The 26538-nt window shown below is 67.6% G+C and carries 21 protein-coding genes and 1 pseudogene; 9 read left to right on the forward strand and 13 right to left on the reverse strand.

What is annotated here, in order from left to right:
• Positions 1–123 precede the first annotated feature (123 nt).
• Together IPM60_01590 and IPM60_01595 are read left to right on the forward strand one after the other, a co-directional pair.
• Positions 124–534, forward strand: a complete 411-nt coding sequence (locus IPM60_01590) for a hypothetical protein (protein ID MBK8906631.1) — start codon at positions 124–126, stop codon at positions 532–534.
• 62 nt (positions 535–596) lie between these two features.
• The gene (locus tag IPM60_01595; protein MBK8906632.1) at positions 597–872 is read left to right on the forward strand and encodes a hypothetical protein; all 276 of its coding nucleotides are present in this window, start codon (positions 597–599) and stop codon (positions 870–872) included.
• Here IPM60_01595 and IPM60_01600 read toward each other — a convergent pair.
• The 10 genes from IPM60_01600 to IPM60_01645 form a co-directional block, all read right to left on the reverse strand.
• A complete protein-coding gene (locus IPM60_01600; protein ID MBK8906633.1) occupies positions 857–2695 on the reverse strand; it encodes an EAL domain-containing protein in 1839 nt (612 codons plus the stop codon). The genes IPM60_01595 and IPM60_01600 overlap by 16 nt on opposite strands.
• A 33-nt stretch (positions 2696–2728) precedes the next feature.
• Entirely contained in the window at positions 2729–4393 is a 1665-nt protein-coding gene (locus IPM60_01605; protein ID MBK8906634.1) for an ATP-binding protein, read from the reverse strand.
• A gap of 143 nt (positions 4394–4536) precedes the next feature.
• Positions 4537–6744, reverse strand: a complete 2208-nt coding sequence (locus tag IPM60_01610) for a ComEC/Rec2 family competence protein (protein MBK8906635.1) — start codon at positions 6742–6744, stop codon at positions 4537–4539.
• A gap of 74 nt (positions 6745–6818) precedes the next feature.
• Positions 6819–9509: an AMP-binding protein gene (locus IPM60_01615; protein ID MBK8906636.1), complete on the reverse strand. Its 2691-nt coding sequence runs from the start codon at positions 9507–9509 to the stop codon at positions 6819–6821.
• A gap of 162 nt (positions 9510–9671) precedes the next feature.
• Positions 9672–9986 carry a hypothetical protein gene (locus IPM60_01620; GenBank protein ID MBK8906637.1) on the reverse strand — a complete coding sequence of 105 codons (315 nt, stop codon included), beginning with the start codon at positions 9984–9986 and terminating at the stop codon, positions 9672–9674.
• Between the two features lie 227 nt (positions 9987–10213).
• On the reverse strand, positions 10214–11203 hold the full coding sequence (gene moaA, locus IPM60_01625) for a GTP 3',8-cyclase MoaA (GenBank protein MBK8906638.1): 990 nt from the start codon (positions 11201–11203) through the stop codon (positions 10214–10216).
• A 245-nt stretch (positions 11204–11448) separates the two neighbouring features.
• The gene (locus tag IPM60_01630; protein MBK8906639.1) at positions 11449–12642 is read right to left on the reverse strand and encodes a phosphoglycerate kinase; all 1194 of its coding nucleotides are present in this window, start codon (positions 12640–12642) and stop codon (positions 11449–11451) included.
• Between the two features lie 144 nt (positions 12643–12786).
• Positions 12787–13962, reverse strand: a complete 1176-nt coding sequence (gene ccmI, locus IPM60_01635) for a c-type cytochrome biogenesis protein CcmI (GenBank protein ID MBK8906640.1) — start codon at positions 13960–13962, stop codon at positions 12787–12789.
• 51 nt (positions 13963–14013) lie between these two features.
• Positions 14014–14484: a cytochrome c-type biogenesis protein CcmH gene (locus IPM60_01640; GenBank protein ID MBK8906641.1), complete on the reverse strand. Its 471-nt coding sequence runs from the start codon at positions 14482–14484 to the stop codon at positions 14014–14016.
• A complete protein-coding gene (locus IPM60_01645; protein MBK8906642.1) occupies positions 14481–15017 on the reverse strand; it encodes a DsbE family thiol:disulfide interchange protein in 537 nt (178 codons plus the stop codon). The genes IPM60_01640 and IPM60_01645 overlap by 4 nt, the downstream gene beginning before the upstream one ends.
• A 411-nt stretch (positions 15018–15428) precedes the next feature.
• Between IPM60_01645 and IPM60_01650 the strand changes: the two genes are divergently transcribed.
• The 7 genes and pseudogenes from IPM60_01650 (at position 15429) to IPM60_01680 (ending at position 22710) form a co-directional block, all read left to right on the forward strand.
• Positions 15429–15740, forward strand: coding sequence for a hypothetical protein (locus IPM60_01650; protein ID MBK8906643.1), 312 nt, complete (start codon positions 15429–15431; stop codon positions 15738–15740).
• Positions 15740–17584 (forward strand): cation acetate symporter, encoded by a 1845-nt coding sequence (locus IPM60_01655; GenBank protein ID MBK8906644.1) that lies wholly within the window; start codon positions 15740–15742, stop codon positions 17582–17584. The genes IPM60_01650 and IPM60_01655 overlap by 1 nt, the downstream gene beginning before the upstream one ends.
• A 109-nt stretch (positions 17585–17693) precedes the next feature.
• Complete coding sequence (locus tag IPM60_01660; protein MBK8906645.1) at positions 17694–18278, forward strand: hypothetical protein; 585 nt, start codon at positions 17694–17696, stop codon at positions 18276–18278.
• Between the two features lie 43 nt (positions 18279–18321).
• Positions 18322–20361, forward strand: a complete 2040-nt coding sequence (locus IPM60_01665) for a PAS-domain containing protein (protein MBK8906646.1) — start codon at positions 18322–18324, stop codon at positions 20359–20361.
• A gap of 202 nt (positions 20362–20563) precedes the next feature.
• Positions 20564–21298 (forward strand): response regulator transcription factor, encoded by a 735-nt coding sequence (locus IPM60_01670; GenBank protein ID MBK8906647.1) that lies wholly within the window; start codon positions 20564–20566, stop codon positions 21296–21298.
• Positions 21299–21754: 456 nt separating this feature from the next.
• A complete protein-coding gene (locus IPM60_01675; GenBank protein MBK8906648.1) occupies positions 21755–22528 on the forward strand; it encodes a phosphatase PAP2 family protein in 774 nt (257 codons plus the stop codon).
• Between the two features lie 6 nt (positions 22529–22534).
• Positions 22535–22710, forward strand: a pseudogene (locus IPM60_01680) (hypothetical protein).
• Positions 22711–23262: 552 nt separating this feature from the next.
• Here IPM60_01680 and IPM60_01685 read toward each other — a convergent pair.
• From IPM60_01685 to IPM60_01695, 3 genes are all read right to left on the reverse strand, one after another.
• Entirely contained in the window at positions 23263–23583 is a 321-nt protein-coding gene (locus tag IPM60_01685; protein ID MBK8906649.1) for a HigA family addiction module antidote protein, read from the reverse strand.
• A 177-nt stretch (positions 23584–23760) separates the two neighbouring features.
• Positions 23761–24513, reverse strand: a complete 753-nt coding sequence (locus IPM60_01690; GenBank protein MBK8906650.1) for a phage Gp37/Gp68 family protein — start codon at positions 24511–24513, stop codon at positions 23761–23763.
• A complete protein-coding gene (locus tag IPM60_01695) occupies positions 24503–24856 on the reverse strand; it encodes a hypothetical protein (protein MBK8906651.1) in 354 nt (117 codons plus the stop codon). The genes IPM60_01690 and IPM60_01695 overlap by 11 nt, the downstream gene beginning before the upstream one ends.
• Between the last annotated feature and the right edge of the window lie 1682 nt (positions 24857–26538).

The following is a 26538-nucleotide window of genomic DNA, read 5'->3' on the forward strand; positions in this document are numbered from 1 at the left end:
ATCCTTGCATTGCAGGAATAATAGGTATATGTACCTTTCAAGATTTTGAGCCCTGCACGGTGCGGCCAGTCGACATCTAGACGAGCGCCCTGGAGGGCCGGCACCACAGACGGAAGGCACGCCATGCCCGCAATTCCTCCTGAAGAAGTGTTCGACAAAAGGGTCGCCCTGATCCAGGACGACCACGAAACCTTGGGCCGCCTAGTGACAGCGGCTTTCGATACCCTCGGAGCCGCTGACAAGGCGATCGCCGGCGAGACGATCGAGGCCCTCTACAGATCCAACAAGGTCCACACCTATAGCGAAAACCTGCTTATGCGGCTCTACCGGTATCCGGACCGCGCCCTTCATGGCGCGGAGCATGTCACGCTCGACAGGCTGGGGACCGAGGTCTGGGAGCGTTTTCGAGCCGACGATGTGGAAGGTTGCCGCGAACGTCTTGAGCAGTATGCCGCGGCTTTGGAGAACCACCTGAACACGTTCGACCGGAAATTAGGCAGCTTCCTCGACGAGGTCGGCGCCGTGGTGAAATGAAGGCTGGCGTCGCCGAACTGCAAGCTCTTGGAGCACTCTTTCCACAACAGGAGGCCATAGCAGTGCCCCACACCTCGAGACATTACGATATCTACCCTCGGTCCCCCGAGCACGCTCTGTGGCTTGCGGTGCTCGATCAGGTCATCCGTGACGCCTTCGACGTCGCGGGCGGACCTGCCCGGGATGATGCACGGCGCTGGCTTACCGAAGGCAGCAGCGACCTGCACCTCGTCTGCGGGTTCGTCGGCATCGACGCCAGGCGCCTGTCGCAGCACATGCGGGACCTGGCCGAGCGAGATGAATGGTTCGGCGAGGCCGAAGATCAGGCGGCGGCGTGAGCGTCGAGGCGTGGCTCCAGGAGGTGGTCGAGCGCCTCGACGAGTACATCGCTTCCCAACCATGCGGGAACGCCGGCCGCGGACATCGGAGGGCCGATCAGGAATCCTTGGATCGCATCACAGCCGAGCCTGACCAGGGCGTCTAGCATCTCACGAGTTTCAACGCCTTCCGAGACGACCTTGAGGCCGAGGTTGTGGGCCAGGTCGATCGTCGAATGGACGATAGTCGCGTTTGTGCCGGAATGCGCCATGCTGAGGACGAACGACTTGTCGATCTTCAGCTCGTTGACCGGAAGGCGGCTCAGGTACGACAGAGATGAGTACCCGGTGCCGAAGTCGTCGATGGAGAGCTTGCAGCCGATCTCGGAGACGGTATTGGCGATCTCCAGCGCCCGGTCGGGATCCTTCATCAAAGCGCTTTCTGTGATCTCGATGGTGACGCTGGCCGGGTCGACGTTCCACGTTTGAAGCTTTTCGGACAGGAGATCAGGCAGACCCCTGTTGAGCATTTCCCGCGCCGACAGATTGATGGCGACGCTCAGGTCCAGTCCCGCCGCCCGCCACGTCGCCAGTTGCTCAAGCGCCAAATTCACTGTCGACGCCGTCAGTTGCTGAGTCAGACCGCAGCGTTCGGCCTGCGCGACGAACTCGTCCGGGCCGATGCGGCCGTAGAGGGGATGGTGCCAGCGGGCCAGCGCCTCCAGCCCGAGGATCCTGCGCTGGCGGATGTCCAATTTTGGCTGGTATTCCAGGAAGATCTGGCCGTTGTCGATGGCGCGCCGCAACTCGCTCGCTAGGGTGAGCTGGCGCACGCTATAGCGGTCCTCGTCGTGCTGGTAGAGGGCGATGCCGCACTGGCTCTCTTTGGCGGCGTACATGGCGACGTCGGCGCACTGCAACAGCCGCTCCTTCTCGCGGCCATGCTCGGGATAGAGGGCGATGCCGATGCTGCCGCCAATCTCGATGACCACGCCGTCGTAGGTGAACGGGTCACGAAGTGACTCGGCGATGCGCCTCGCTACTCGCCGCGCCCGATCTTCGCCGCTTCCCGCCGGCAGCACAGCCGCAAACTCGTCGCCGCCGAGACGGGCGACGACGTCGGAGGTGCGCATCGACGTGCGCAGTCGGCGCGCCACATCGCACAGCAAGGCGTCGCCGGCCGGGTGGCCGAGGGTGTCGTTGACTTCCTTGAAGCGGTCGAGATCGAGCATCAGCAGCGCCGCCGTCTGCCCGGTCCGCTCCGCAAGCGACAGGGTTTGATCCAGTTGCTCCGCCAGGTAGGCGCGGTTGGGCAAACCGGTCAGGGCGTCGTGCAGGGCCTGGTACTGGAGGCGCGCCTCCTGTGCCTTGCGATCCGTAATGTCGCGAACGATGAACACCAACCGGCGCTCCGAGTTCACATGGATGACCCCGGCGCCGATCTCGATCGGGAACTCGGCGCCATTGGCTTTGCGGCCGGTCGCCTCGTGATACGCGACGAGAGGACTGATCTCGCCGCTCATGTCCGGCAGGCCGGCGGACAGCAGCGTCGACGGTATCAAGTCGAACACCGAGCGGCCGGTCAGCGTGCCGCGCCGCAGGCCGAACAGGCGGGCCGCCGCGTCATTGGTCAGTTCAATGCGTCCATCCACTCCGGCGACCAGGATCGCATCGAAGCTCCGCTCGAAGAGGCTGTTGATCAGCGCGTCTGCGCGCTGCAGCTTGGCGGCGTTGACGATGCCGAGCGCGGCGTTGGTGCGGTGGCGCGCCGCTTCGTAGGCCGCAGCGTAACGGGCCAGGGCCGAATCGCGGGTGCCGCGCCGGGAGGCGGAGGAGGTCCGCATTGCTAGATCCTCGTGGCACTCTGCCGTGGCGGCCTACTGGCCATTCCGCCACCGTTTCATGACCGTCTGGATGAGGGTCGCGTCCGCTGCATCGTGCCGCCACGCATGGCAGAACGACGCCGTGGCGCTGCGCGGACGCTGTCCTTCCGGCAGTTGGTCGAAGCGCACGCGCGCGGGCACCGGCACGCCTTCGCCGACGACCACCGCCTCGGAGTTGCGGAGCGACGGCAGGAAGTCCAACAGGCCGTCGCTCCAGTCCGGCATGACGCCGCGCACGAAATCCTGATCTGTATGACTGGTCAGGCGCAGCGCGAAGATGGTGTTGCATTGGGACAGCGCGCTCAGCGCCAGATCGGACGGCCGTTGGCTGACGATCCCCAGCGAAACGCCGTACTTCCGTCCCTCCTTGGCGATGCGGGACAGGATGCGTTTCGTCGGCTCGAAGCCGAGCTTCGAGTCCTCGGGGATGTAGCGGTGGGCCTCCTCGCACACCAGAAGGATGGGCACTGCGCCCTCGCTGTACAGCGCAAAATCGAACGTGATGCGGCAAAGCACGGCGACGACGATGTTGAGGATCTCGGAGGGAACGGCCGACAGGTCGAGGATGGTGATCGGCTTGTCGTCGACGGGAATGCGGAAGATGCGCGAAAGGATACTCTGCATGGTGTCGTGCACCATGATCCCACCGAACATGAACTTGTAGCGCGCGTCGGAGGACAGCGTGTTGATCGTCGTCATCAATTTGGCGTAGGGCGCCGTCGTGTCGCTTTTCTCAAGCTGCCCCATGTCCCGGTCGAGGATCTTGAGCACGTCACCCATGTGATAGGGCAGCGGCGTGTTGACGGTGATGTGCTTGGCTCGGGTCTTGTTCCCCGGGAACGCCTGCTTCGCTTCGAGGATGACCTCAGCCAGGAGGCGCAGTTCGGTCGCCTGCTCGCCCTTTCCATAGTCCGGCCCGAGCAGCGCGGCGGCCATCTCCTCGAAATTGAACAGCCAGAACGGCAGTTGCAGGGAGCCCGCCTCGATGCGTTCCGCAAAATCCGGGAAGGCGGCGGCGTATTCATTGTGCGGATCGAGCAGCACGACGTGGCCGCTGCCATGGGCCTCCAGGACTCGGCGCAGCAGCAGCGCGGCGGCGCAGGATTTGCCGGTGCCGGTGGTGCCGAGGATCGCGAAGTGCTTGCCAAGCAGGGTGTCGACCAGCACGTAGGCCGGAATCGAGCGGTCCTGATAGATGGTGCCGATGGAGACGCACGAGTTGGCCGGCTTGGCGTAGACGACGGTCATGTCCTTCTGATCGGCGAGGAACACCTGGTCGGCGACAGTGGGATAAAAGCTGACGCCGCGCTTGAAGTGCATACTGGAGGCGTCCGCTGCCGTACTCGCGGATTCGCCGAGGAGGGCGATCTCGGCGAAGCGCAGTTCGGTTTCGTTGGCGCTGCTTGCCGGCACCGGCACCGTCAGTGCGGTGACCAAGCCGAACACCCAGAAGCCGTGGATCTCCAGCTTGACCAGGCTGCCCTTACGGAGCACAACTTGGGGTTCGGGCGACTGAAAGTCCTCGATCAGCACGATGATCTGGGCCCCGGACACGCTGGCGACCCGACCGATGCGTCGCGCTTCGGCCGGAGCGGTGGCGCGCGGCTCTTCGGGTTCGTCTTCGGGAGAAAGCGCTGCAGACGGTTGAACCGCAGTCATGATCATCGTCGCCGTCGTCCCGTGTTGCCGCCATAGTCGCGATGCGGAGATCCGCCGGATCCTCCGTGGCTCCACCGCACACAAATACCATCTACAACCATAAGATAGTATTAATGGCGGCAACCGCGCCCTTCCATTGTCGCTTACGGCTCCTTTCCGTCATCGGAGGCGCCGCTGGCCTCGCCGACGCGCAGTACCCATGGGCGATCGCCGCGCAGGGCATTGACACTCTCAACGCGGAGCCGGTCGTCGCCCAGCCAGATCCCATGGGCGCCCCCGGATCGCAGCCGGGCCGGGTCGATGACCGTCGTCGCGTCCGGGCAGCGGCTGATCAGCGGGACCAGGCTCACCACCACGTCGGCGCTGAGGCAGGCGTCGCCGGGCTCGGGCGGTTGGCGGTGGATGACGACGCTGCGCCCTGGCACCCGGTAGATGCAGGCGTCGCCGCCGCATCGGAGGCGGCCGTCTCCGGTGGCGCCGGTCTTCGGCCACAAGGTCGGCTTGGTGTCCTGACCATTGCGCTGCAGCCACGCGTTGCGCGCGAACGTGGCGGCGCGCTGGGACGACACCGCGAGGTCCCCTGATTCCTCGCGCACCGCGACCAGCTTTGCCGCGCCATCGATCAACACATCGGGCGGGCGGCCGTTAACGCCGACGACAATGCCGATGGCGATCCCGGCGATTCCCAACAGCCGCCAGCGCCGGCGCCAGAGACAAAGCCACAGACCGCCCAGCGTCAGGACCGCAAGCCCGGAGATGGGCGCCGCCGGAAGGGTGGCAACCGCGCCGGGCCAGGCCGCCACGGCTGCGGCGACACGGAGCACCACGTCCACGCCCCAGCCCATGGGCGTCAGTGCCAGCGCGTCTAGGCCGAACGGCATCAGCACGAACGCGATAACCGCCCACGGCATCACCCACAGCGCGGTGACCGGCACCGCCAACAGGTTGGCGGCAAGGCCGTATCCGGCGAAGCGATTGAAATGAAAAACTGCGAACGGGGCGGTGACGGTGCCGGCAATGGCGGTGGTCAGGGCGACGCCGCCGAGATAGCGGAGCACGCGCATGGGCCATGCGAGCGGCTCGCCGAGACGACGGCGGCGGCGCTCGCGCACAACTTCGTATGCGGCAATCAATGCCACCACTGCGGCGAACGACAACTGGAAGCTGGCGGTCAACAGGCTTTCCGGCGTGAGCAGAAGGATCACCGTCGCCGCCCACGCCACGGAGCGCATCGACAGGCCGCGACGGTCGAGCATCACGGCGACCAGGATCAAGCCGATCATCAAGAAAGCGCGCTGGGTCGGTACGGTGGCGCCGGCCAGCAACCCGTACCCGGCGGCGCCGACGATGGCCGCGGCCGCCGCCCATTTCTTGATGGGAAAGCGCAGCGCCACCGGCGGCATCAACGCCAGCGCCCGGCGCACGCCGACGAACAGGAAGCCCGCAACCAAACCCATATGCAGCCCGGAAATCGCGAGGAGGTGGGCGAGCCCGGAATCGCGGATGTCGCGCAACACGTGGGGGGGAATGCCGCCGCGCTGGCCGGTCATCAGCGCCGTCGTCACCTCCCCCGTCGCGCCGCCGACCTGCGCTCGCACCCGCTCGGTGACCTCATGCCGCAACCGCCCGATGGCGAGAGTGAACCGGTCGAGCCCTTCGACACCCGTCTCTGCGGTAACCTTGGCCGCGCCGAGACCGTATCCGATGGCGCCCAGCTGCGCGAACCAGGACTGCCGCTGGAAGTCGAAGGCGCCGGGCGCCGCCGGCGCCGCCGGCGGCATCAGCACCGCGCGTACGCGCACCCAGGCGCCGGGACGCATCGGCGGCTGCGTCCCCTTGAGGCTGATGCGCACCCGCCGCGGCGTCGAGGCGGCGGGCGTTCCCCAAACCTGCACGCGCGACAGGGTTACACGCATGCGGCCGCCAAGCGCCTCCACATCGTCGATGCGGCCGCTAACGGTAGTCGGCCCGACGCGCTGGCTCAACACCGGGGCGGCGACGGCGATGGTGCGAACGTGGGCCGCCGTGAAGCCCGTGGCCGCGGTTCCGACCGCCAGCGCCGCCGCGACCAATCCCCAACGCCACCAACTTTGCCCACGCCGGAGGACGAGCCCCGCCGCGGCGCACGACAGCACGAAACCGGGGCCAAGCCACAGCGGCGGCTCCGTCACCAGTGCGAAGTACAGAGCGATCCCGAACCCGAGACCGACGGGGGTCCACAGCACCCAACGGTCCCGCTCGGCGGCAAGGTCGGCGGCAAGCTTCGCAGCCAGAACGCCGGGCAGGCGCCGCCACGGTGTCGCGGCAACGATCCCATGCCACGATTGCCAAAGACTTAGGGCAGACGGCATTAGCGGGGGGTGCACCCGTTGGATATAACCTGATTGGGTTAGTCTAGAGCAAAAGCGGCCCTTGACCACTACGATCATTCGTCGCCGGCGAGGCGGGCCAGTTCCCGGTGTAGGCACGCGACGATGCGCAGCTCGCGCGTTGCCCCGTGGGCGCCGTCCTCCAGCTGCTCGAGGGTCATCGGCGCCGCGAAGCGGATGGCGACCCGGTGCAGCTTCGGCAACCGGCGGTCGCGCGGCATGGCCTCGAAGGTGCCAATGATCAACGCCGGGACCACGGGCACTGGGGCTGCAGTCAAGACCCTGCCGATGCCGGGCAGAAACGGCTGCAGGCGGCCGGTCGGCGACCGCCAGGATTCCGGGAACCAGATCAGGCTGTCGCCCTGTTGCAGCACGGCCGTCGCCATCGCCAGCGATGCCGCTGGAGCCCGTTCGTCCACCGGGAAGATGTTGAGCATGCGCGCCAGGCGCCGCCGGATCGGCCCACCGAACAGCCGCGCCCGGTCGCCGCTCCAGTGGACGCGCCGCATGCGCCGGTACGGCACCGCCGCCGCGACCACCAGCACGTCGAGATCGCTGACATGATTGGCGACGATGACGTACGGGTCGCGCTCCGGCAGATGCTCGGCGCCATGGACGCGGAGGCGGAACAGTGCGCGCATCAGCGTCCGATTCAAACCGTAGGCGGCGGCGGCGAACGGCACCAGCCACGCCGGCGTCGGCTCCAGCCACCGTCGGTCCGCGTCAGCAGGATCGAGCCCCGCCCCAGCCCTCCCACCGCTCGACGCCGCGCTGCCGGCCCGCTCCGCCGAAGCGATCAGGTCCCGGATCGAGCCGACGCCGTTGACGTCCGCCTCTGACAGCCGGATGCCGAGCACCGCCTCCAGTTCCATGGCCACCGCCAGCCATTCCAGCGAGTCGATGCCGAGGTCGAGCTGCGGGTTGGCGTCAAGGTCGTCGGCCAGGCCGGGATAGCGCCGCTGCAACAGCGCCCACACCTCGCGTCCCGGCGACCGCTCGATCACGGCCCGGTCGAGCTCGGGCATCGCAGCGGTGCCGGGACGCCGCCCGGCCTTCGCCGCGTCGTAGAGAGCCGGCAACTCGAAACGCCGGTACTTGCCGAGGCGGGTGCGCGGTAGCGGCGCGCGCGTCAGCGCGAACCCGGAGAGGCGCTGGTGGCTTGGCAGGCGCTGGGCCGTTGTGGTCAGGGCTACGCGCACCACGTCCTCGATGCGCGGCGATCCGGAGTCGCGGATAGCGTCGAGATCGGGAACCACCAGGGCGACGAGAGATCCCGAGCGCTCGAGGATGGCGAGCTCGCGGACCGCCGGGTCGGCGCCGTAGGCCGCCTCCAGCTCCTCGGGAAACACGTTCTTGCCGCCGGCCAGCACGATCAGTTCCTTGAGGCGGCCGGTGACATAGACGTAGCCGTCGTCGTCGAGTGAGCCCTGATCGCCGGTGCGGAACCAGCCGTCGGCGGTGAACGCGGCTCGGTTGGCCTCCGGGTTGTTGCGGTACCCCGCGAACACGCTGGGACCCCGCACCTGGATCTCGCCGCGGCCGTCGGGGTCGGGAGCGTCAATACGGACCTCGCCGCCGGCCAATGCCAGGCCCTCGCTGCCGATGCGCTGACGACCGGGCGGATTGCCGGTGAATGCGGAGGCGGTCTCGGCGAGGCCGTAGCCGGTCAGCACCTGCCAGCCGAGGCCCTCCAACTGCCAGACGATGTTCCCCTCCAGCTTGGCCCCTGCCGACACCATCAGGCGCAGGCGCGGGCCTACCTGATCGTGCACCCGGCGGAACAGGGCGCGGCCAATGCGCACGCCGAAGCGCCGGCGAAACTCGACCGCGGCCGCCAGCATGACCCGGAACAGCATCGCCGCGAGGCGGCCGCGGGCAGTCACCCGGCCCCGGAGGCCGGCCAGCATCGCCTCGTAAAGGCGCGGCACGCCGATGAGGACGGTGGCGTCGGCGGCGCGGATGGCGCGGAGCACGTGCGGCCCGGTCGCCGACTCCGGGAACACGACGGCGGCGCCGGCGGCAAGGGGCGTCAGCAGCCCGACGACGAGGGGATAGACGTGATGCAGCGGCAACGGCAGCACCAGCCGGTCGCCTCGTCCGATGGCGCCGAGGCCGCAGATGGCGCTGACGTTGGCGCCGAGGTTGTCGTAGGTGAGCGCGAAGCTCTTGGGCGCGCCGGTGGTGCCGGAGGTGTAGACCAGCATGGCCTCGTCCGCGCCGGCAATTTCGGGAAGCGGCGTCGCCTGCGGGGCGAACAGCGTCTCCCAGCCTTCAGCCGGCGCATCCGCTCGTCCATCGGCGCCCATCACGTAGATCTGCGCGCCCGCCGCCTCCGGCAGGGCGCGGAGCGCCGGGACGTGGGCGGCAGCGGTAAACACCAGCCGGCTGCCGCTGTCGCGCAGCACCATAGCCGCCTCGTCGGCCTCGGCCTGATCGTCGATGGCCGCGGCCACTGCGCCGGCGGCGGCGATGGCCAGCCGGGCGACCACCCAGTCGACGCCGTTGGGCGCGTAGAGGGCGATGGGCTGGCCGCGGACGACGCCGGCGCTGAGCAAACCGGAGGCCAAACGATGCACCCGGTCAGCCAGCGCCGAAGCCGCGACAGGGGTGACATCATCGCCGTCGACCGTGATCAGCGCAGGTGCGTCGGCGCGGCGCGCAACCGCCTCCAGGAGGTTGGTGATGGTCCACATGCCGCGCCCAGTCTGCACAACGCGAGCCGCCTTGACCAGGGCAAGCCGGTTCACGCACGGCCGGATCTAACGCCCGGACCTACTCAAACGTTTCAGTCGAATGGGCGAAAATGTCCAAGGTGATGAACAGGCTACGTGCAGCAATGGTGTGTTCTTTGAATGCACCATTGGGTTTGTAGCCAAGCCGCCGCGAGCGGTTGCGGTTTGTTAAGCCCTCTAGACGATGATGTCGATGCGGTTCGGCAACGGCCCGGCAGGTTCGGCGGCGTCTTTGGGCGGGTCGGTGGCAGCTTTCGCGGCGGCCTTCGCGTCGGCGTCCCGCAGGTCAGCCGCCTCCGCGTCCTGCCTGGCGTTCGCCTTGGGGTCGAAGCGGTCGGCGCGGTCGCTGTGGTTTCGCTCCCGCGCGTCGAGCGCCAGCTTGTTCGAATCGCGCGTGGCCTGAACCGCGATGCGCGACAGGGCCAGCGGCGCGATCGGCACGGTCGGCGGCTGGTGGATTTGAGCGGCCGACGGGTTCGCCTCGATCAACACGGCACATCTCCATAAAGCTCGCGATCGTCCGGCCTCCCATACCGAACCGATCCATAAACCTCGTGTACTGTACCTATAATAGGCGAACACACAGCATTACACAACCAAAAAGCGCATTCAGACGTCGCTCCGTGCACCGCGGCGAAGAGCGATGTCGGGCGTCCTCTCCATAAGCCGCAGCCCAACCTTCCCGCGCCGTCTCGGGCGGGATGACCGCCTCTACGGGATCACCCCCCCGTGGCGCTCATGTGGCGGGCGACGGCGGGACGGGTGGTGTGGCGGTCGATGACGAAGTCGTGGCCGCGGGGCTTGCGGGCGATGGCCGCGTCGATCGCCGCGAGGAGGGGGACGTCGGAGGAAGAGGCCCGCAAGGGTTCGCGCAGGTCGGCAGCGTCGTCCTGGCCGAGGCACATATAGAGGGTGCCGGTGCAGGTGAGGCGAACGCGATTGCACGATTCGCAGAAATTGTGGGTCAAGGGGGTGATGAAGCCAATGCGTTGTCCGGTCTCTTTCACGTCCACATAGCGAGCCGGGCCGCCGCTGCGATACGTCGAGTCGACCAGGGTCCAGCGCTGTTCCAGGCGGCGGCGGACCAGCGACAGCGGCAGGTACTGGTCGGTGCGGTCGCCGTCGATGTCGCCGAGCGGCATCGTCTCGATCAGACATAGATCGAAGCCCTCACCCCCGCACCAGGCGACAAGGTCGTCGATTTCGTCCTCGTTGACGCCCTTGAGGGCAACGGTGTTGACCTTGACCGCAAGGCCGGCGGCGAGGGCGGCGGCGAGGCCGTCGAGCACCTGAGGCAGATGGCCGCGACGGGTGATGTCCGCAAAGCGCGCCGCATCGAGGGAGTCCACCGAGACGTTGATGCGACGCACGCCGCACGCGTAAAGGTCTCGAGCATACCGAGCGAGTTGGCTTCCGTTGGTCGTCAGCGTCAGTTCGTCCAGTTCGCCCGAGTCCAGGCGGCGGGCCAGCGAGCGGAACAGGAACAGGACGTTGCGACGCACCAGAGGTTCGCCGCCGGTGATCCGCAGCTTGCGCACCCCGCGCTTGATGAACGCGCCGCAGAGGCGATCCAACTCCTCCAGCGTCAACACGTCCGCCTTCGGCAGGAACGTCATCTCCTCCGCCATGCAGTACCGGCAGCGGAAATCGCAGCGGTCGGTGACCGAAACCCGCAGATAGGTGATCCTGCGCCCGAACGGGTCGATCATTCCCTGATTTTCCTCCCTCAGCACCGCGCTGGCTTCAGCGCCGCACTGGCCTCGGCTTCAGCACCCGTGGCTCTTCACGTTACCGTCTTCTTGCGGACCGCTCAATGAGGTTGCGGTCGATCGATGCGAAATCGGAAGCGCTCCGGCACGAATCGCTCTACACCTAGAGAGACTTGGGGACGATCGGCGGTGGTTGCGAGAGCCGCTCAGGCCTCGGGGGGCAGGAGCGGCTCAGGCGCCTCGGTCTACTTGCGGAGCACGGCAACGCCGGGCAGGCTCTTGCCCTCGAGCCATTCGAGGAACGCGCCGCCGGCCGTCGACACGTAGGAGAAGTCGTCGGCGACGCCGGCGTTCTGCAGGGCGGCGACAGTGTCGCCACCGCCGGCGACGCTCAGCAGCTTGCCCTCCTTGGTCAACTTGGCGGCTTCCCGGGCGACGGCGTTGGTGGCGTCGTCGAACGGCTTGACTTCGAAGGCGCCAAGCGGGCCGTTCCACATGATGGTCTTGAGACCGCCGAGGCGCGCTTTCAGGTCCTTGATGGCCTTCGGGCCGATGTCGAGAATCATCATGGTCTTCGGAACCGACTCGACCGCAACCGTCTCCGTCGCCGCCATGTCGGAGAACTCGGTCGCGGCGATGGCGTCGGCCGGCAACACGATCTCGCAACCCGACCCCTCGGCCTTGGCCATGATGTCGCGGGCGCTGTCGAGCATGTCATGCTCACAGAGCGACTTGCCGACGTCGAGGCCCTTCGCAGCCAGGAAGGTGTTGGCCATGGCGCCGCCGATGATGACCTGGTCGACGCGCGAGAGCAGGTTGCCGAGCACGTCAAGCTTTGTGGAAATCTTGGCGCCGCCGACCAGGGCTGCGGCCGGACGTTGCGGATTTTCCAGCGCGCCCTCCAGGGCCTCCAACTCCGCCTGCATCAGGCGGCCGGCGGCGGACGGAAGGATGCGCGCCAGCGCCTCGACCGAGGCGTGGGCACGATGCGAACAGGAAAACGCGTCCGAAATCAGGATATCCCCGTTCTCCGCGAGCCGTCGGGCGAAGTCCTGGTCGTTCTTTTCTTCCTCGGCGTAGAAGCGGACGTTTTCGAACATGGCGATGTCGCCGTTCTTCATGTTGTCCGCCACTGCCTTGGCTTCCGGCCCGATGCAGTCCGAGGCGAACGCCACCGGCCGTCCGGCGCTGGCGGCGAGGGCATCCGCCACGGGCTTGAGGGTGAACTCCGGCTTCTTCTGCCCCTTGGGGCGCCCCAGGTGGCTCAGGACGATGACCTTGGCGCCCTTGTCGGCCAGTTCCAGGAGGGTCGGAACAGTGCGGTCGATGCGCGTGGTGTTGGTGACCTTGCCGTCCTTCATGGGGACGTTGAGATCGGCGCGCACCAGGACGCGTTTGCCGGTAACGTCGAGATCGTCAATGGTCCTGAACGTGGTCATGGCCTATTTCACCCCTTCCCTGGATATCGCTATTGCCATTCATCGAGACTGACGGCGCGACCGCTTTATGGGAAGTCGCGCCCGAAAACGCAAGGGCCGCTACCGCCGTGCAGCAGCGCGCCCGCCCGCCAACGGATTGTCAGTTCAATTCGCCGGCAACGCCTCGGCCCGTGCCCGCGCCTTCCGTGATTTCTCCACATCCCCGAGCACGTCATACGCCCGCGCGAGGCGCAGCCAGCCATCGCGGTCGTTGGGCTCGGCCTCCAGCCGCGCGGCCAGTCGCCCGACCATGGCCCGGATCATCTCCGCCCGTTCCGCCTCCGACATCTCCGCGGCGGCGGCCACGTCGGCGGCGCCTGGCCCCGAAGCCGCAGAGGAGCCCGCTTCCGGGGCAGCTTCAGCATCGGCCGCACCCAGCGCCAGAACCTCGGCCGTGGGCCGCACGCTCGCCGGATCGACGCCGAGTTCGGCGGCGGCGCGCATGATCTGCTGACGCACGGCAGCGTTCCAGGGCGCTTCGGGCGCGGACAGGGCGGCGACATCGGTCCAGCCTTGCAGCGCGCTCTGCACATCCCCCTGCTGCGCGGCCTCGAGGGCCAGATAATATCGGGCTTTGACGGATCGCGGGTCCGCCGCCACAGCGGATTGAAAAGCCTCGTGCGCCGCCTCCGTCACCGTTCCGCCGGCGGCCGCCACCAGCGCCTCGCCGTAATGCTCGGCAACGGCGGCGCTCCCCTTGCGCAACGCCAATGCCTTGGCGAAGGCGTCGACGGCATCGCCGTAGCGCTCAGTCGCCATGTACGCACGGCCCAGCAAGACCCAGCCGTCGGCGTCGTCCGGCATCGCGGCCAAGCGCTGCTCCAGCCGCGCGGTCGCCTCGGCGATCTCCGGCGGCGGCGACGCATCGGCGACGGCATTCGTCGCGTCTGCCGGCCGAGCCGCCCACGGCGCGGCGGGGATATCCGGCGCCCCGAGCGCCAGGTAGAGGCTGAAGGCCGCGGCGGGGACGATGAACGCAAGGCAAAACGCGACGACGGGCGCGCGCCGCGATGGCTTCGGCGGGGTTGCCGCTGCGTCGCGATCATCGACGGCGGCCAGCATGCGGCGCTTGATCTCGAGGCGGGCAGCCTCCGCCTGCTCAAGGCTCATCAGGCCGCGGTCGGCATCCCGGTCGATTTCGACCAGTTGGTCACGATAGACGATCAGGTCGTACTCGGAGCGGCGGACCGCGGACCGTCCGCTCCGCTGCAATAGCGGCATCACCAGCACGGCGACGACCATCACGGTCAGGCCGGCCGCCCCCAGCCAGAATCCAATCATTGCGGCCGACCCCGCAGGCCAATCATTGCGGCCGCCCCAGCCACAATCCGATCATTGCGGCCGATCCCGAAGTGCGGCGTCGAGGCGCCGCTGCTCGGCCGCGCTCAACGGCGGCGGCACCACGGCAGGCACGTCACGTTGTCGCCGATAATATAAGAATGCAGCGAATAATGCGGTTGCAAACAGGGCGGCCGGCGCCGCCCACAAGGCGATGGTGCCCCAGTTGAGCGGCGGCTTCAGCAGCACGAAATCGCCATATCGAGAGACGACATAGTCGACCACCGCGGCGTCGCTGTCCCCCGCCGCCAGCCGTTCGCGCACCAACACGCGCAGGTCGCGCGCCAACTCCGCGTCCGAATCGTCGATCGACTGATTCTGGCAAACGAGGCAGCGCAGGCCTTTGGAGACCTCCCGCGCCCGCGCCTCCAACGCCGGATCGCTCAGCATCTCATCCGGCTCGACCGCGTGCGCGTGCGGCGCCGTGAATGCAAGCGCCGCCGCCAGCACCCACCACAAGGTCATTCGCCGCGCAGGCGTTGAACGATGGGCCAAAGAGTTTCTTTCCAAGCTTGCGGGGTGACAGGTCCGATGTGCTTGTAGCGGATGACGCCGTCGGCATCGACGATGAACGTCTCCGGCGCGCCGGTGACGCCGAACGCGATGGCGGCTCTGCTCTCGGGATCGGCGCCCACCAAGGTATAGGGATCGCCCAGTCGCGCCAGCCAAGCCGGGCCGGCTTGCGGATCCTTCTCCCGCCAGTCTATGCCGTATATGGGGATATCCCCGGCGCTCTGCAGCCCCATCAGGAACGGGTGCTCGATACGACAGGCGGCGCACCACGAGCCGAAGATGTTGACCAGGGAGACCTGCCCCTTCAAGTCGTCGCTGCCGAGGCCGCGCGCCCGGCCCTCGATGGGCGGCAGCGAGAACTCGGGCACCGGCTGGTTCAACAGCACCGACGGGAGGACTTGCGGATCGCCACGGAGACCGACCCAGAAGTACCCGGCCAGCACCAGGAACACGACGAGCGGGACGAGGTATAGAAGACGCTTCAACATGGTGCCGAGTTTAGCGCAAACCCGAGAGTCCCTCATGCAAAACCATACGCGCCGGCCGGAGGCGCAGGACCCTGCGGCGCGGACGCCGGGCTACAATTGGATACATTCCGCACATATTGCCGTAACGCCGTAGGCGTAGCCTGTAATGGTCGAAAACGACGTTTCCTCCCACTTCGTAGAAGCCGCTCCCTTCCCGGGAATGGCTTCTTTTTTTATGTGCGCGTTGCCGCTTCGAATGACGCCGGGTGTTCCGCTCGGCGACCTTACAATTCGATACAATCGACACACACTCACGCAAAAGCGCTCCGACATCAATCGCCTTGCGTGAAATCGCGCTCCTTACGCAGGCGCATTTCCACGTTCCCGCGCGAGTGCGCCACGTTTTCAAACACGGAGGGATGGCTCCCGATGGACAAAGCCTACAAGAAAGAGTGCTATACGGCACTCATTGCCTTTGGGGTGGTAGCGTTCTTAACGCATATTTTCCCCTTATATTTCCTGTTTCCCGGATTGACTGAGATGGTTTGGTTCGGGTTTCCGGCACACTACCTGTTGACAATCGTTCTCGGCTGGCTGGTGTTGATCCCGCTCTATTGGGTCTACATCGAGGTCAGCGAAAAGATCGACGCCGAGATCGCGGAGACGAGCTCCGCCGCCACGTCCCTCGACAAGGGCTACGGCGCGGGCAAGTCGGCGCGCGTGCCGGGAGGAGCGGAATAATGAAGACCCTGATTGCACTCCTGGTGCTGGCGGCAGGCTTGCCGACCGCGGCACTGGCGCAGACGGCGGCTCCGGCAGCCGAGCAGAACTTCTATCGGTTCGAACCGACCAGCATGCTGTCGACCCTCGGCATCATCTACACCGTCATCATGGTCGTCGTGTTCCTGTACGTGGGCTGGATCGCCAAACGCCGCACCGCGACGAGCGACGACTATTTCGCGGCAGGACGCAATGTCGGCGGCCTCACGAACGGCCTGGCGATGACGTCGAACTACATGAGCCTTGCGACCTTCCTCGGCTTCACCGCACTCATCTGGAGCCTGCAGTTCTATCTCGTCGCCATCGTGCTGAGCTTCCTCGGCGGCTTCGTGATGATCTCGATCTGCATCGCCCCCAGCCTCAGGCGCTGGGGCAAGTACACCAGCATGCAGTTCATCGGTGAACGCTTTGGCGGGACTGCCAAGGTCATCGCCGTGATCTGCATGATCCTGCTCGCCCAGCTCTACCTGATCGGGCAGATGAAGGGCGTCGGCAACGTCTTCCAGGTGATGTTCCACATCGACTACACCACCGGCCTGATCGCCGGCGGCCTGATCGTCACCGCCTACGTCACCATCGGCGGCATGTACGGCATGTCGTACAACCAGACCCTGCAGGCGATCATCATGGGCATCGCGCTCCTGGTGCCGACGGCGCTGATCCTGTGGAACCTGGGCGCCGGCCCGGCAAGCGTGTTTCCGCCGTTCGGATATGCGCGGCTGGTTCCGGACATGGTGGCCGCCATGCCCTCCTACTTCGATCCGTTCGTGACGGCCGGCGGCACGGTGCCGATGAGCTTCAAGTTCTACACCGGCGTCATGCTGTCGATCGCGTTTGGCACCATCGGTCTGCCGCATATTGCCATGCGCTTCTTCACGGCGCCGTCGGTGCGCAACGCGAAAGTCTCGGTGTTGTGGGGCATCGTTTTCGTCGGCATCGTGTTCTTTACGACGTTCGCGATCGGGTTCGCAGCCAAGCTCTACACGGTTCGGGAACTCAATCCCCAAGGCCTGCAGATCGCCAAGGACCAGGCCGACCTTTTGGTCGTGGTCATGAGCCAGGCTTTCACGCCGTCCTGGATCGCCGCCCTGCCCGTCGCCGGCGCTTTGGCGGCCGGCATGTCGACCATCGCCGGTCTTCTGATGGTGATCGGCACCGGTCTCGGCAACGACATCTATTCCACGGTCGTTCCCAACGCCACCGAGAACAGGAGGGTGAAGGCCGGGTTCTTCTTCACGGCTTTGGGCGGCATCGTCACCATCCTGCTCGCCCTCAACCCGCCGGACTTTCTGTTGACCAGCGTCATCTGGGCGTTCGTTGTGGCGGCGTCAACGTTTACTCCAGTGCTGATCCTCGGCATCTGGTGGAAGGGCGCCAACACCTACGGGGCGATCGCCGGCATGGTCATCGGCGGGATCCTCTCCATCGTGCTGTGGTGGAACAAGGGCACGCTGTTCGGCGTCACCCTGCTCGACGCCGGCCCGCTCAGCAACCTGGTCACCGCGCTGTTCAGCTTCTCGGCGAACTGGTTCCTCGTCGTCGTCGTCAGCCTGTTGACCGGCGGCGAGAAGGACGAGCGGATCCTGCGGGAAGTGGACCGCATCCACGGCTGGAAGAACTACGACCCGCGCCGCTACGCCGGCAAGACGTTCGCCCTCTCGACCGGCGCCATCGCGCTTCTGCTGATGATCTGGTCGGCAATGCCGAACGTGGTGCCGGAGGCGGCTCAGGCCTCCATGGACAGGACGGCCGCTCAGGCATCGCTGCAACAGGCGGCGCCGAAAGTGGCGGTCGCACAGAAGTAGCTCATCGAACCGTGTTCATGAGCGGGGGGACCTTCGGGTCCCCCTTCCGTGCCCCCTTAGGTGCTTGGGGGAGCCGCCAGCCGGCACATCATCCGCCAAGGCATTCCTGATGTTGCTTCTCGACCTCTACCTCCTGCGACCGACGCCGTTCCGGCACGCCTGGGAGAACCCCCGGTCGCCGTATCTGGTCAGCGGCTTCCTCATCGCCACCGGCGTCATCTACGGCCTCCTGCTCGCTTTGTTCAATTTGTCGATCGGCGAGATCAAGGGTGTCTCTCTCGAGGGTCTCTCGGGCGCGTCCCGAACCTGGTTCTTCGTTTACAGCGTCGCGGTCGGCCTGATGACCGTTGTCGCCGTTCACCTCGGCATCACCATCGTGACGTGGCTCATGGCAAGAGCCATCGGCGGTCCGGGATTGCTCGTCGGCCTCTATCGGGTCACGGCCTACCTGTTGCCGCTCGGGTGGCCCGCTCTGCCGCAACTCGCCCGAACCGTCGTAGCGTCCACGGCCGAAAGCGTGCCGTCGCTGCCGTTGCAGTGGGCCTATCTTCCGCTGGCGGCGCTCGGCCTTGCGTTATTCTTTGCCGGACTGTTCCAGATTTTCGTTTTGACGCAGGGCAAGGGACCCGTTCGGTCGGCAGCCGGCGTGTTGTTCTTTGTCGTTTTTTCGTTTGCGGTTTTTTTGATGTTTTAATCGGGTGGCCGGGGGCGGTCGCGACCGCCCGGGAGAGCGAGCCATGACGACGACGCGGGCATTCGAAGCGCACTGCTTTACGTTGCTGCACTCGGGGCTCGATCACATCGACCAAGGCATCTCGGTATTCGACCGCGAACTCCGCCTGGTCGGCTGGAACCGGCGGTTCCTCGAGCTTCTCGATCTGCCGGCCCGCCTGACCTGGCGCGGCGCCGACTTTGCCAGCATCATGCGCTACAACGCCCAGCGCGGCGAGTACGGGCCGGGCGACATCGAGGAGCTGGTCGAAGCCCGCGTCCAGTTGGCCATGAAGTTCGAGCCGCACGCCCTCGAACGGGTGCGGCCGACCGGCGGCATCATCGCCATTCGCGGCGAGCCGCTGCCCGAGGGCGGCTTCGTGACCGTCTACACCGACGTCACCGACCAGCGCCGCTACGAGCGCGTGATACGCGAGCACACGGAGGAGTTGGAGTGGCGGGTCGCCGAGCGTACACGGGAAGTGCGCTCCGCCCATGATCGGTTGCTGGGGGCGATGGCGCGCCAGCGGGAAGTGGAGGCGGCGCTGCGCCAGAGCGAGGCGCGCCTGCAACTCATCGCCGACAGCCTGCCGGCCGGAATCGCGTACTGGGACAAGAACGACTGCTGCCTGTTCGCCAATCGCAGGTTTGCCGCTGCGTTCGGCTTGCGGAAGGAACAGGTCATCGGCCGCCCCAGCATCGACGTGGTCGGCCGGGAATCTCTGGCGGCTGTCCAGGGCTACATCGACACCGTCCTCGGCGGCTCCGGCGTCACCTTCGAGCACCAAGTGACCTTGGCGAGCGGGCGTGTCGCCATGGTTCGCAGCACGCTGTTGCCGGATACGGATGCGGACGGCGGGGTCGCCGGCTACTTCGTTCTGTCCCTGGACATCACCCGCCACAAGCAGGCCGAAGACGCCATCCTTCAGGCGCAGAAGATGGAGGCCATCGGCCAGTTGTCGAGCGGCATTGCCCACGATTTCAACAACCTGCTTACCGTCATCCTCGGCAATCTGCTGCCGCTCGGCGAGAACCCCGCCGATGTGGACGACATCCGGGAGTACATCGACCCCGCCATCGAAGCGGCGCGCAAGGGCGCCAAGCTGACGGAGCGCCTGTTGACGTTCGCGCGCCGCCAGCCGCTTTCGCCTGAGCTTATCGACGTCGAGGCGCTCGTGGCCGGTGCGGTCAGGCTGTTGCGGCGCTCTCTGCCGAGCGACATCGAGATCATCACCGTCTCGCGCGGCCAACCCTATCCGGCCCTCGCCGACGCCTACCAGCTCGAGAACGCCCTCCTCAACCTGGCCTTCAACTCCCGCGATGCTATGCCCAACGGCGGCTGCCTCAAGCTGGAGACCACGTTCGTCCGTATCGGCGCGGGCGAATCGGACGAGGCCGGCGTCGACCCGGGCGACTACGTCAGGATCAGCGTCACCGACACCGGCGCCGGCATGGACGCGGCGACCCAGGCGCGGGTGTTCGAGCCGTTCTTCTCCACCAAGCAGGAGCAGGGAGGCAGCGGCCTTGGGCTCAGCATGGTCTACGGCTTCGTGCAGGAATCGGGGGGCGCGATTCGCATCGAGAGCGCCAGCGGCCGGGGCACCACCATTGTCATGCTGTTGCCGCGTGGAGACGTCGGCGCCGACGCCGAACAGTCACAGGCGACGCCTTCGGCACCGCAGACGGCGCCGAATGGCGATCTGGTGTTGCTGGTGGAGGACGATGACAAGGTGCGCGCCGTGGTGCGCCGCCAGTTGATGACCCTCGGCTACCACCTGATCGAGGCCGCCAACGCCGAGGAGGCGCTGGAACTGCTGCGCAACGTCCGCGATCTGACCATGCTGCTGACCGACATCGTGATGCCCGGCTCCATGTCCGGCGTCGACCTCGGGCGCGCGGCCAAGTCATTGAAGCCCGACCTCAAGGTTCTGTTGATGACCGGCTATGCGGGCCAGGATCGCATGCGCGAGCTCGAAGACGCGTCTTTTCCCTTGCTGCAAAAGCCCTTTGACCAGCAGCAACTGGCAGCCGCGATCGCCACCGCATCGGCCACTGCCACCGTCTGAATCCGCCGGTGCGCGAAGAGCGGACCGCGACGTTGCGATCTTCTCTTCTATGCGGAGGTGCGCGACCCTATGATGCCCGCCCTTGTGATGGGCTCATCCTTCGTCCTTCGGCTACGTTCAGGATGAAGGCGTGGGGTGCCGGTGTCCGAGCACCCGCATGGTGAGCCTGTCGAACAATGAGTTCCTCCTTTGACGGGCGGCGATGCGGGTTCAGAATCAACAGGTCTTCGTCCTGGAGGACGAGCCGGACATTGGGCGGATGCTGTGCCGCACCCTTGATCAGCACGGCTATCGCTCGGAGTTGTTCCTCCGCGCCGCCGATTTCCAGAGGCGCATGCGGACCCGCCAGCCGACTCTCTGCATCGTCGACCTCGGCCTGCCCGACGAGGATGGGCTGCAGGTGGTCCGCGACGTGCAGAGCCGCTACGGAACCCCCGTCATCATCGTCACAGGTCGCGGCGGCGTCCTCGACCGGATCATCGGCCTTGAACTGGGCGCCGACGACTATGTGGTCAAGCCGTTCGATCCGCGCGAGGTGGTGGCCCGGGTCGGCGCCGTCCTGCGCCGCGCCGGGCGCCCGGCAGACTCCAACAACGGCAACTGCAGCGACCTGGCGAAGTTCGGCGACTGGGTGTTCGACTTTGACCGGCACGTGCTGACCGCCGGCGACGGCCGCGAGATCGATCTCAGCGCCGCGGAAGCCCAACTGCTGCAGGTGATGGTGCGCCAGCCCAACCGCATCCTGTCGCGGGAATCGCTGCTGGGCCTGCAGGCCGCCGACGACCGCTCACCGTTCGACCGCAGCATCGACGTGCGCATTTCCAGATTGCGCCAGAAGGTCGAGCCCGACCCCAGGCGCCCGCAAGTGATCAAAACCGTCTACGGCGCCGGCTACATGTTCACCGCCAGCGTCGAATGGGTGGCGAAGGGGGGATGACCGGGCACGCGGGTTCGCAACCGTTAGGCGAAGCACCCCGACCGCCCGGCCGCGGATTCGGACGATCCTGATGGATTTGTGGCCGTTTCGGTGCAGTTTGACACAGGGGCATTAGGCTTAAATTCCTGTTAACATTAAGAATGTGTCCGTTTGGCCGCCCAAACCGTATGCGGATGTACTCATTTGTATGCAAAACCGCCTTTATCACGTTGATTTCGTTGAAATCTACTTTAGATTGTGAAACTTCCCGGAGATGCCGGCCGGAACCTCTGCAACGTCCGCCGCGTCGGCGCCGATCCGCCCCATTTCCAGTTATAGCCCCGCCACTCCGTCGTTCAAGCCGTGGTGTTGTTGCCGTCCCCGCGGTTCTCGTCCTGTAGGCTCGGATAAAAAAGAGGAATGGCCACTTCTCTTCCGGCGGGTGGCAAGGCGCCAACTCTTGGTATAGAAGAGAATATGGCTCCAAATCTTCCTGAACTGGTCAGTAGATCAAGCGGACAGCGCGTAGGGAGACTTGTCCGCTGGACGCTTGCCGCTGCAAGGCAGGAACTGGCGCTGCTGGCGCTGCTGGCGCTGCTGGCCGCCAGCTTGTGGGCCTTCATCGCCATCTCGGAAGAAGTCGTCGAAGGCGACACCCACGCGATCGACGAGACCATCCTCTTGTCTCTGCGGGCGCCGGGCGATCAAAGCGATCCCCTCGGCCCGGGATGGGTGGAGGAGTGGGCGCGCGATCTCACCGCCCTCGGCAGCGTCGGGGTGCTGACGCTGATCACCGTCGCGTCGGTAATTTACCTGGTTCTGAGCCGCAAACATCGCACGGCGCTGTTCGTCGCGACCGCCATCGCAAGCGGCACTGCGATCAGCTTCGCACTGAAGGCGGGTTTCGACCGGCCACGCCCGGATCTCGTGCCGCATGAAACGATTGTGTACACGACGAGTTTCCCGAGCGCCCATTCGATGATGTCGGCGCTCGTTTACCTGACCCTGGGCGCGCTCGTCGCCCGTTTGCAGCCGAGGCGACGGCTGAAGGCCTACCTGCTCCTGCTCGCGATCCTGGTCACCGTCATCGTCGGCATGAGCCGGGTTTATCTGGGAGTCCACTGGCCGACGGACGTCCTTGCCGGCTGGGTCGCCGGCGCCACCTGGGCGATGCTCAGTTGGGCCATCGCGGCGTGGCTGCAGCGGCTCCACAAGGTTGAATCATCGGCCGGAGACGGGCGAGAGCCGTAGGAGGATGTGGATTGGAGCGGGGCCAAGCGGGTGCGCTTTCCAAATCTCAAGCCGTCCAGGACGTCCCGCTGCGACTGCCGGTACCGCTGTTGGAGCGCGTCAAGACCGCCGCCGACAAGCGCGACGTCCCCTATCAATCTTTGATCAAGACGTGGCTTTCCGAGAAGATCGACGCGGCCTGACTGGCGCTAGCCATGACGACGGAAACAATTGCGACATCGCTGCTGGCATGGGTGGGCTCCGGTTTCCTCGTGAGCGTACCCGCCCGGCTCCATGCGTCGGATTACGCCTCCGGCTAATCCGACCTACGAGCTTTACCCATACCCTCTTTTCGTTTCGCCAGTACTCTTTCGTTCGTCCCCAAATCGTCGTGGAGTAACCCGCGTCAACGCCCTCGTACCCGTAATTGTGATCCCCAGCCGCGATGACGTAGGAATGCTCGTCATAACTCGTTATCTCTTCGATAATGATCTGGATCTTGTCTTTTCCAGCGGTACGGAAGGTTTTCCGCCTTGACGTTAGGAACGCCATTTTTTTCCTTGGCCATTGTAATGCTTATGGATCTACGGACATATTCAATACTGCGCTATATGGCCTTCTCAGTTTTAGTTCTGCGGCACTCTACGAACGCCATGCGCCAATGGCCATCAGTTGCGACGGCGGCGGGCACAGGCTGCGAGGTCGGAAGAATGCGCGGGTACTCAATGGGCGTGTCCCGTTCCGGCTTGGGCCCCTCAGGCAGCGCGGGGGTCGATCTCTTGCAGTTCGGCCTCGATCTGTCGGCGCCGCTCCATGAGATCGTAGTCGTTCTGGAGGCCTAGAAATACGCCCTCGGACATGCCGAAGTAGCGGGCGAGCCGGAGATCGGTGTCGGCGCTGACCGACCGTTTGCCGAGGACGAGTTCGTTGATGCGGCGGGGGGGCACGCGGATGGCGCGGGCGAGGGCGTTCTGGCTGAGCGCCATCGGCTTCAGGAACTCCTCGAACAGGATCTCGCCGGGATGCGGGTTGGACAGCCGCTCGCCCTCAGCCGTGGTCGTCGACGATCTCGACATCTCCGGGCCCTCCTTCGGCCGGCGCAACACAGCGTAGTGATCGAATTACGCCTTCGGTTAATCCGACTCTACTACGGCCTGCGGCGGCGCGGACGCGGTCCATGCGTCGGGATACGACTTTGGGCTATTCCGAACCATGCAGGCATAAGTCCTCCCGGCAGACGATAGTAGTTGTGGCTACACCTGAGCGCCGCGGGGAAACTCATCCCACGTACGACCGTCGAGAATTCGGCCGGTCTTCTTTTTGTTGACGCCGCCCCATTGCTTGAAATGGAAGGCGACCTCTGAATCGAGACACTGATCCCGAATGCTTCGTATCCAGTCCGGCTCGACGGGTCGGGCGTGGGGCCCGCTTTCACCGCCTGCGATAACCCAATCGATGCCGGTGAGATCGAGATTGTCGAGCGGTCCGAGTAGAGGTTCGAGGCTCAGGAACTTGATTGCTGCCCGTGTGCGACGGAGGTGATCGATCCTGATCATATAGTTCTCGTTCTCGACGCTCACCCCCATCCAGACGTTTTGAGGCCAAGCCAGCTTCGGCGATAGCTCTTCGAGGCGTTCAGCCCGCTTCGTCAAAATCTGGTAGGTGTGCAGCGGTGTTCTTCGCATCGTCGTAAACACGCGCTTTATGAAGGCCAGCGGCACGTTTTCGTGAAACAAGTCGGACATTGAGTTCACGAAGATCATTCGGCCGGTTCTCCACGTCGTCGGGAGCAACAGCGATTCCTCATCTATCCGCACAACGCCGTTCCACTTAGGATGTCCGCCAGAGATGCGCGTCGTGCCGGTGTATTTAGTTTGGCCCATCGCTTCCAGCCGACGCGCCATGCGCATCGCATAGCAGTTCGTGCAGCCTGGTGAAATGACCGTGCAGCCGACAACTGGGTTCCACGTCGCTTCTGTCCATTCGATAGCAGAGTTATTGGCCATCGCCGCTACTCGCTGGAAACCTGACTAGCAGGTGATCGGCTAGCGTTCCCTTCGGGCGGGTGCCCTTCAGGCTCCGCACGCTAACCCTGCCGTCCGCCTCAAGCTGTTTCAGGGTGTCCTTGTAATTCTTCATGACATACGGCGTATCGACGCTGTGGCGCTCAAAAACGTCGGCAACGGACACTTCCTGCCCGGCAAAGTCCTTGAGCAACGAGGCGCGGAGTTGATCGAGTGGCCGTTGCAGCGAGAACAGCAGGGGCATCGACCAATCGGCCGGGGAATACGTCAGCGACGGCACGCCCTGATCCTCCGTCGAGCTCTCCTTTGCCATGATGTCTTTCATAATGGCGTATCCCTTGAAGCTCTTGCTTACGAAGACGACGTCGGGCCCCGCCCCCCCCCCCCCCCGGCGGGGGGCCGCCGCCCGCGGCCCCCGGCCGGGGCGGCGGCGGCCCCCGCCCGTGGGCCCGGGGGCGCGCCCCCCCCCCCCCCCGGCGGCCCCGGCGCCCGGGCGCCCCGCCCCCCCCCCGGGGCGGGGCCCCCCCCCCCCCCCGGGCGCCCCCCCCGGGGCCCCCGCCGCCCCCCCCCCCCCCCCCCCCCCCCCCCCCCCCCCCCCCCCTTGGTGGGGGGCCCGCCCCCTCCTCCCCGCCCCCCGGCGCCGCCCCCCCCCCCCGGGCGCCCCCCCCCGCCCCCCCCCCCCCGCCCGCCCCCCCCCGGCCCTGGGCGCCCGCCCGGCCCGGCCGCGGCCCCCCCCGGGCGGCCGGCCGCCCTTCCCCCCGCCCGGGCCGGCCCGGGCCCCCCCCCGTCCCCCGGCGCGGGGCCCCGGGCGGGGCGCGGCCCGGGCGGCCCCCCCCCGGCCCCGCCCCCCGCCGCCCCCCCGGGGGCCCCCCCGCGCCCCGGCGGTGGCGCCCCGGGGCCGGGGGGGGCGGCGCGCCCCCCCCGGCCCCCCTTTTCGGCCCGCGGGGCCCCCCCCCCCGGGCGCCCGGCCGGCGGCCCCCGCCCGCCCCCCCCCCCGCCCGCCCCGGGGGCGGCCGGCCCCCCCCCCCCCCCCGGCCCCCCCCCCCCCCCCCCCCCCCCCCCGGGCCCCCCCCCCCGGCCCCCCCCCCCCCCCGCCCCCCCCCCCCCCCCCCCCCCCCCCCCCCCCCCGGGGCCCGGCCCCGGGCCCCCCCCCCGCCGTTTTGGGCCCGGGGGGGAGGGGGGGGGGGGCCCTTTTTGGGGCGGGGGGGGGCCCCCCCCCGGGCGGCCCCCGCTTCCCCCGGGCCGCGGGGGGGGGGGGGGGGGCCGGGCCCACCCGCCGGGGGGCGGCCGGGGGGCCGGCCCCCCCGCCGGGCGGGCGGCGGCCTTCTCCCGGCCCCCGCCGCCGGGCCGGGGCCGCCCGGGCCGCCCGGCCCCGGCCCGGCGGCGGGGGGGGGGGGGGCCCTTGGTTCGCCGCCCCGCCCCGGCGCCCCGCCCGGCGGGGGGCGCCCCCGCGGGGCCGGGGGGGGGGGCGGCCGCGGGGGGCCCGGGGCGGGGCGGGGCCCCCCCCGGCGCGCCGCCCGGGCCCGGGGCCGGGGGCGGGGGGCGGGGCCCGGGGGGCGGGGCCCGGGCCCCGCGGGGGCGGGGGGGGGGCCGGCGGCCCGGGGGGGGCGGGGGGGGGCCCCCCGGGGCCCCGGGGGCGGGCGCCCGGGGGCGGCCGCCCGGGGCCGGGGGGGGGCCGGCCGGGCGGGGGGGGGGGCGGGGGGGGGCGGGGGGGGGGCCGGGGGCCCGGGGCCCCCCGGGGGGGGGGGGCCGCGGGGGGCCCCGGGGGGGCGGCGGGGGGCCCCCCCGGCGCGGGGGGGCCGGGCGGGGGCCCGGCGGGGGGGGGCGCCGGGGGGGGCCGGGGGGGGGGGGGGCCCTCCCCCGGGGGGGGCCGGGGGGCGCCCGGGGGCGGCGGGGGGCGGGCGCGGGGTTTGGCCCGCCCCGGGGGGGGGGGGCCCTTCGCCGGGGGGGGGGGGGGGGGGGGGGGGGGGCGCGGGCGGGGGGGGGGGGGGGGCGGGGGGGGGGGGG

This window comes from Rhodospirillales bacterium (assembly GCA_016710335.1).
GTDB lineage: Bacteria > Pseudomonadota > Alphaproteobacteria > Rhodospirillales > Defluviicoccaceae > JADJXQ01.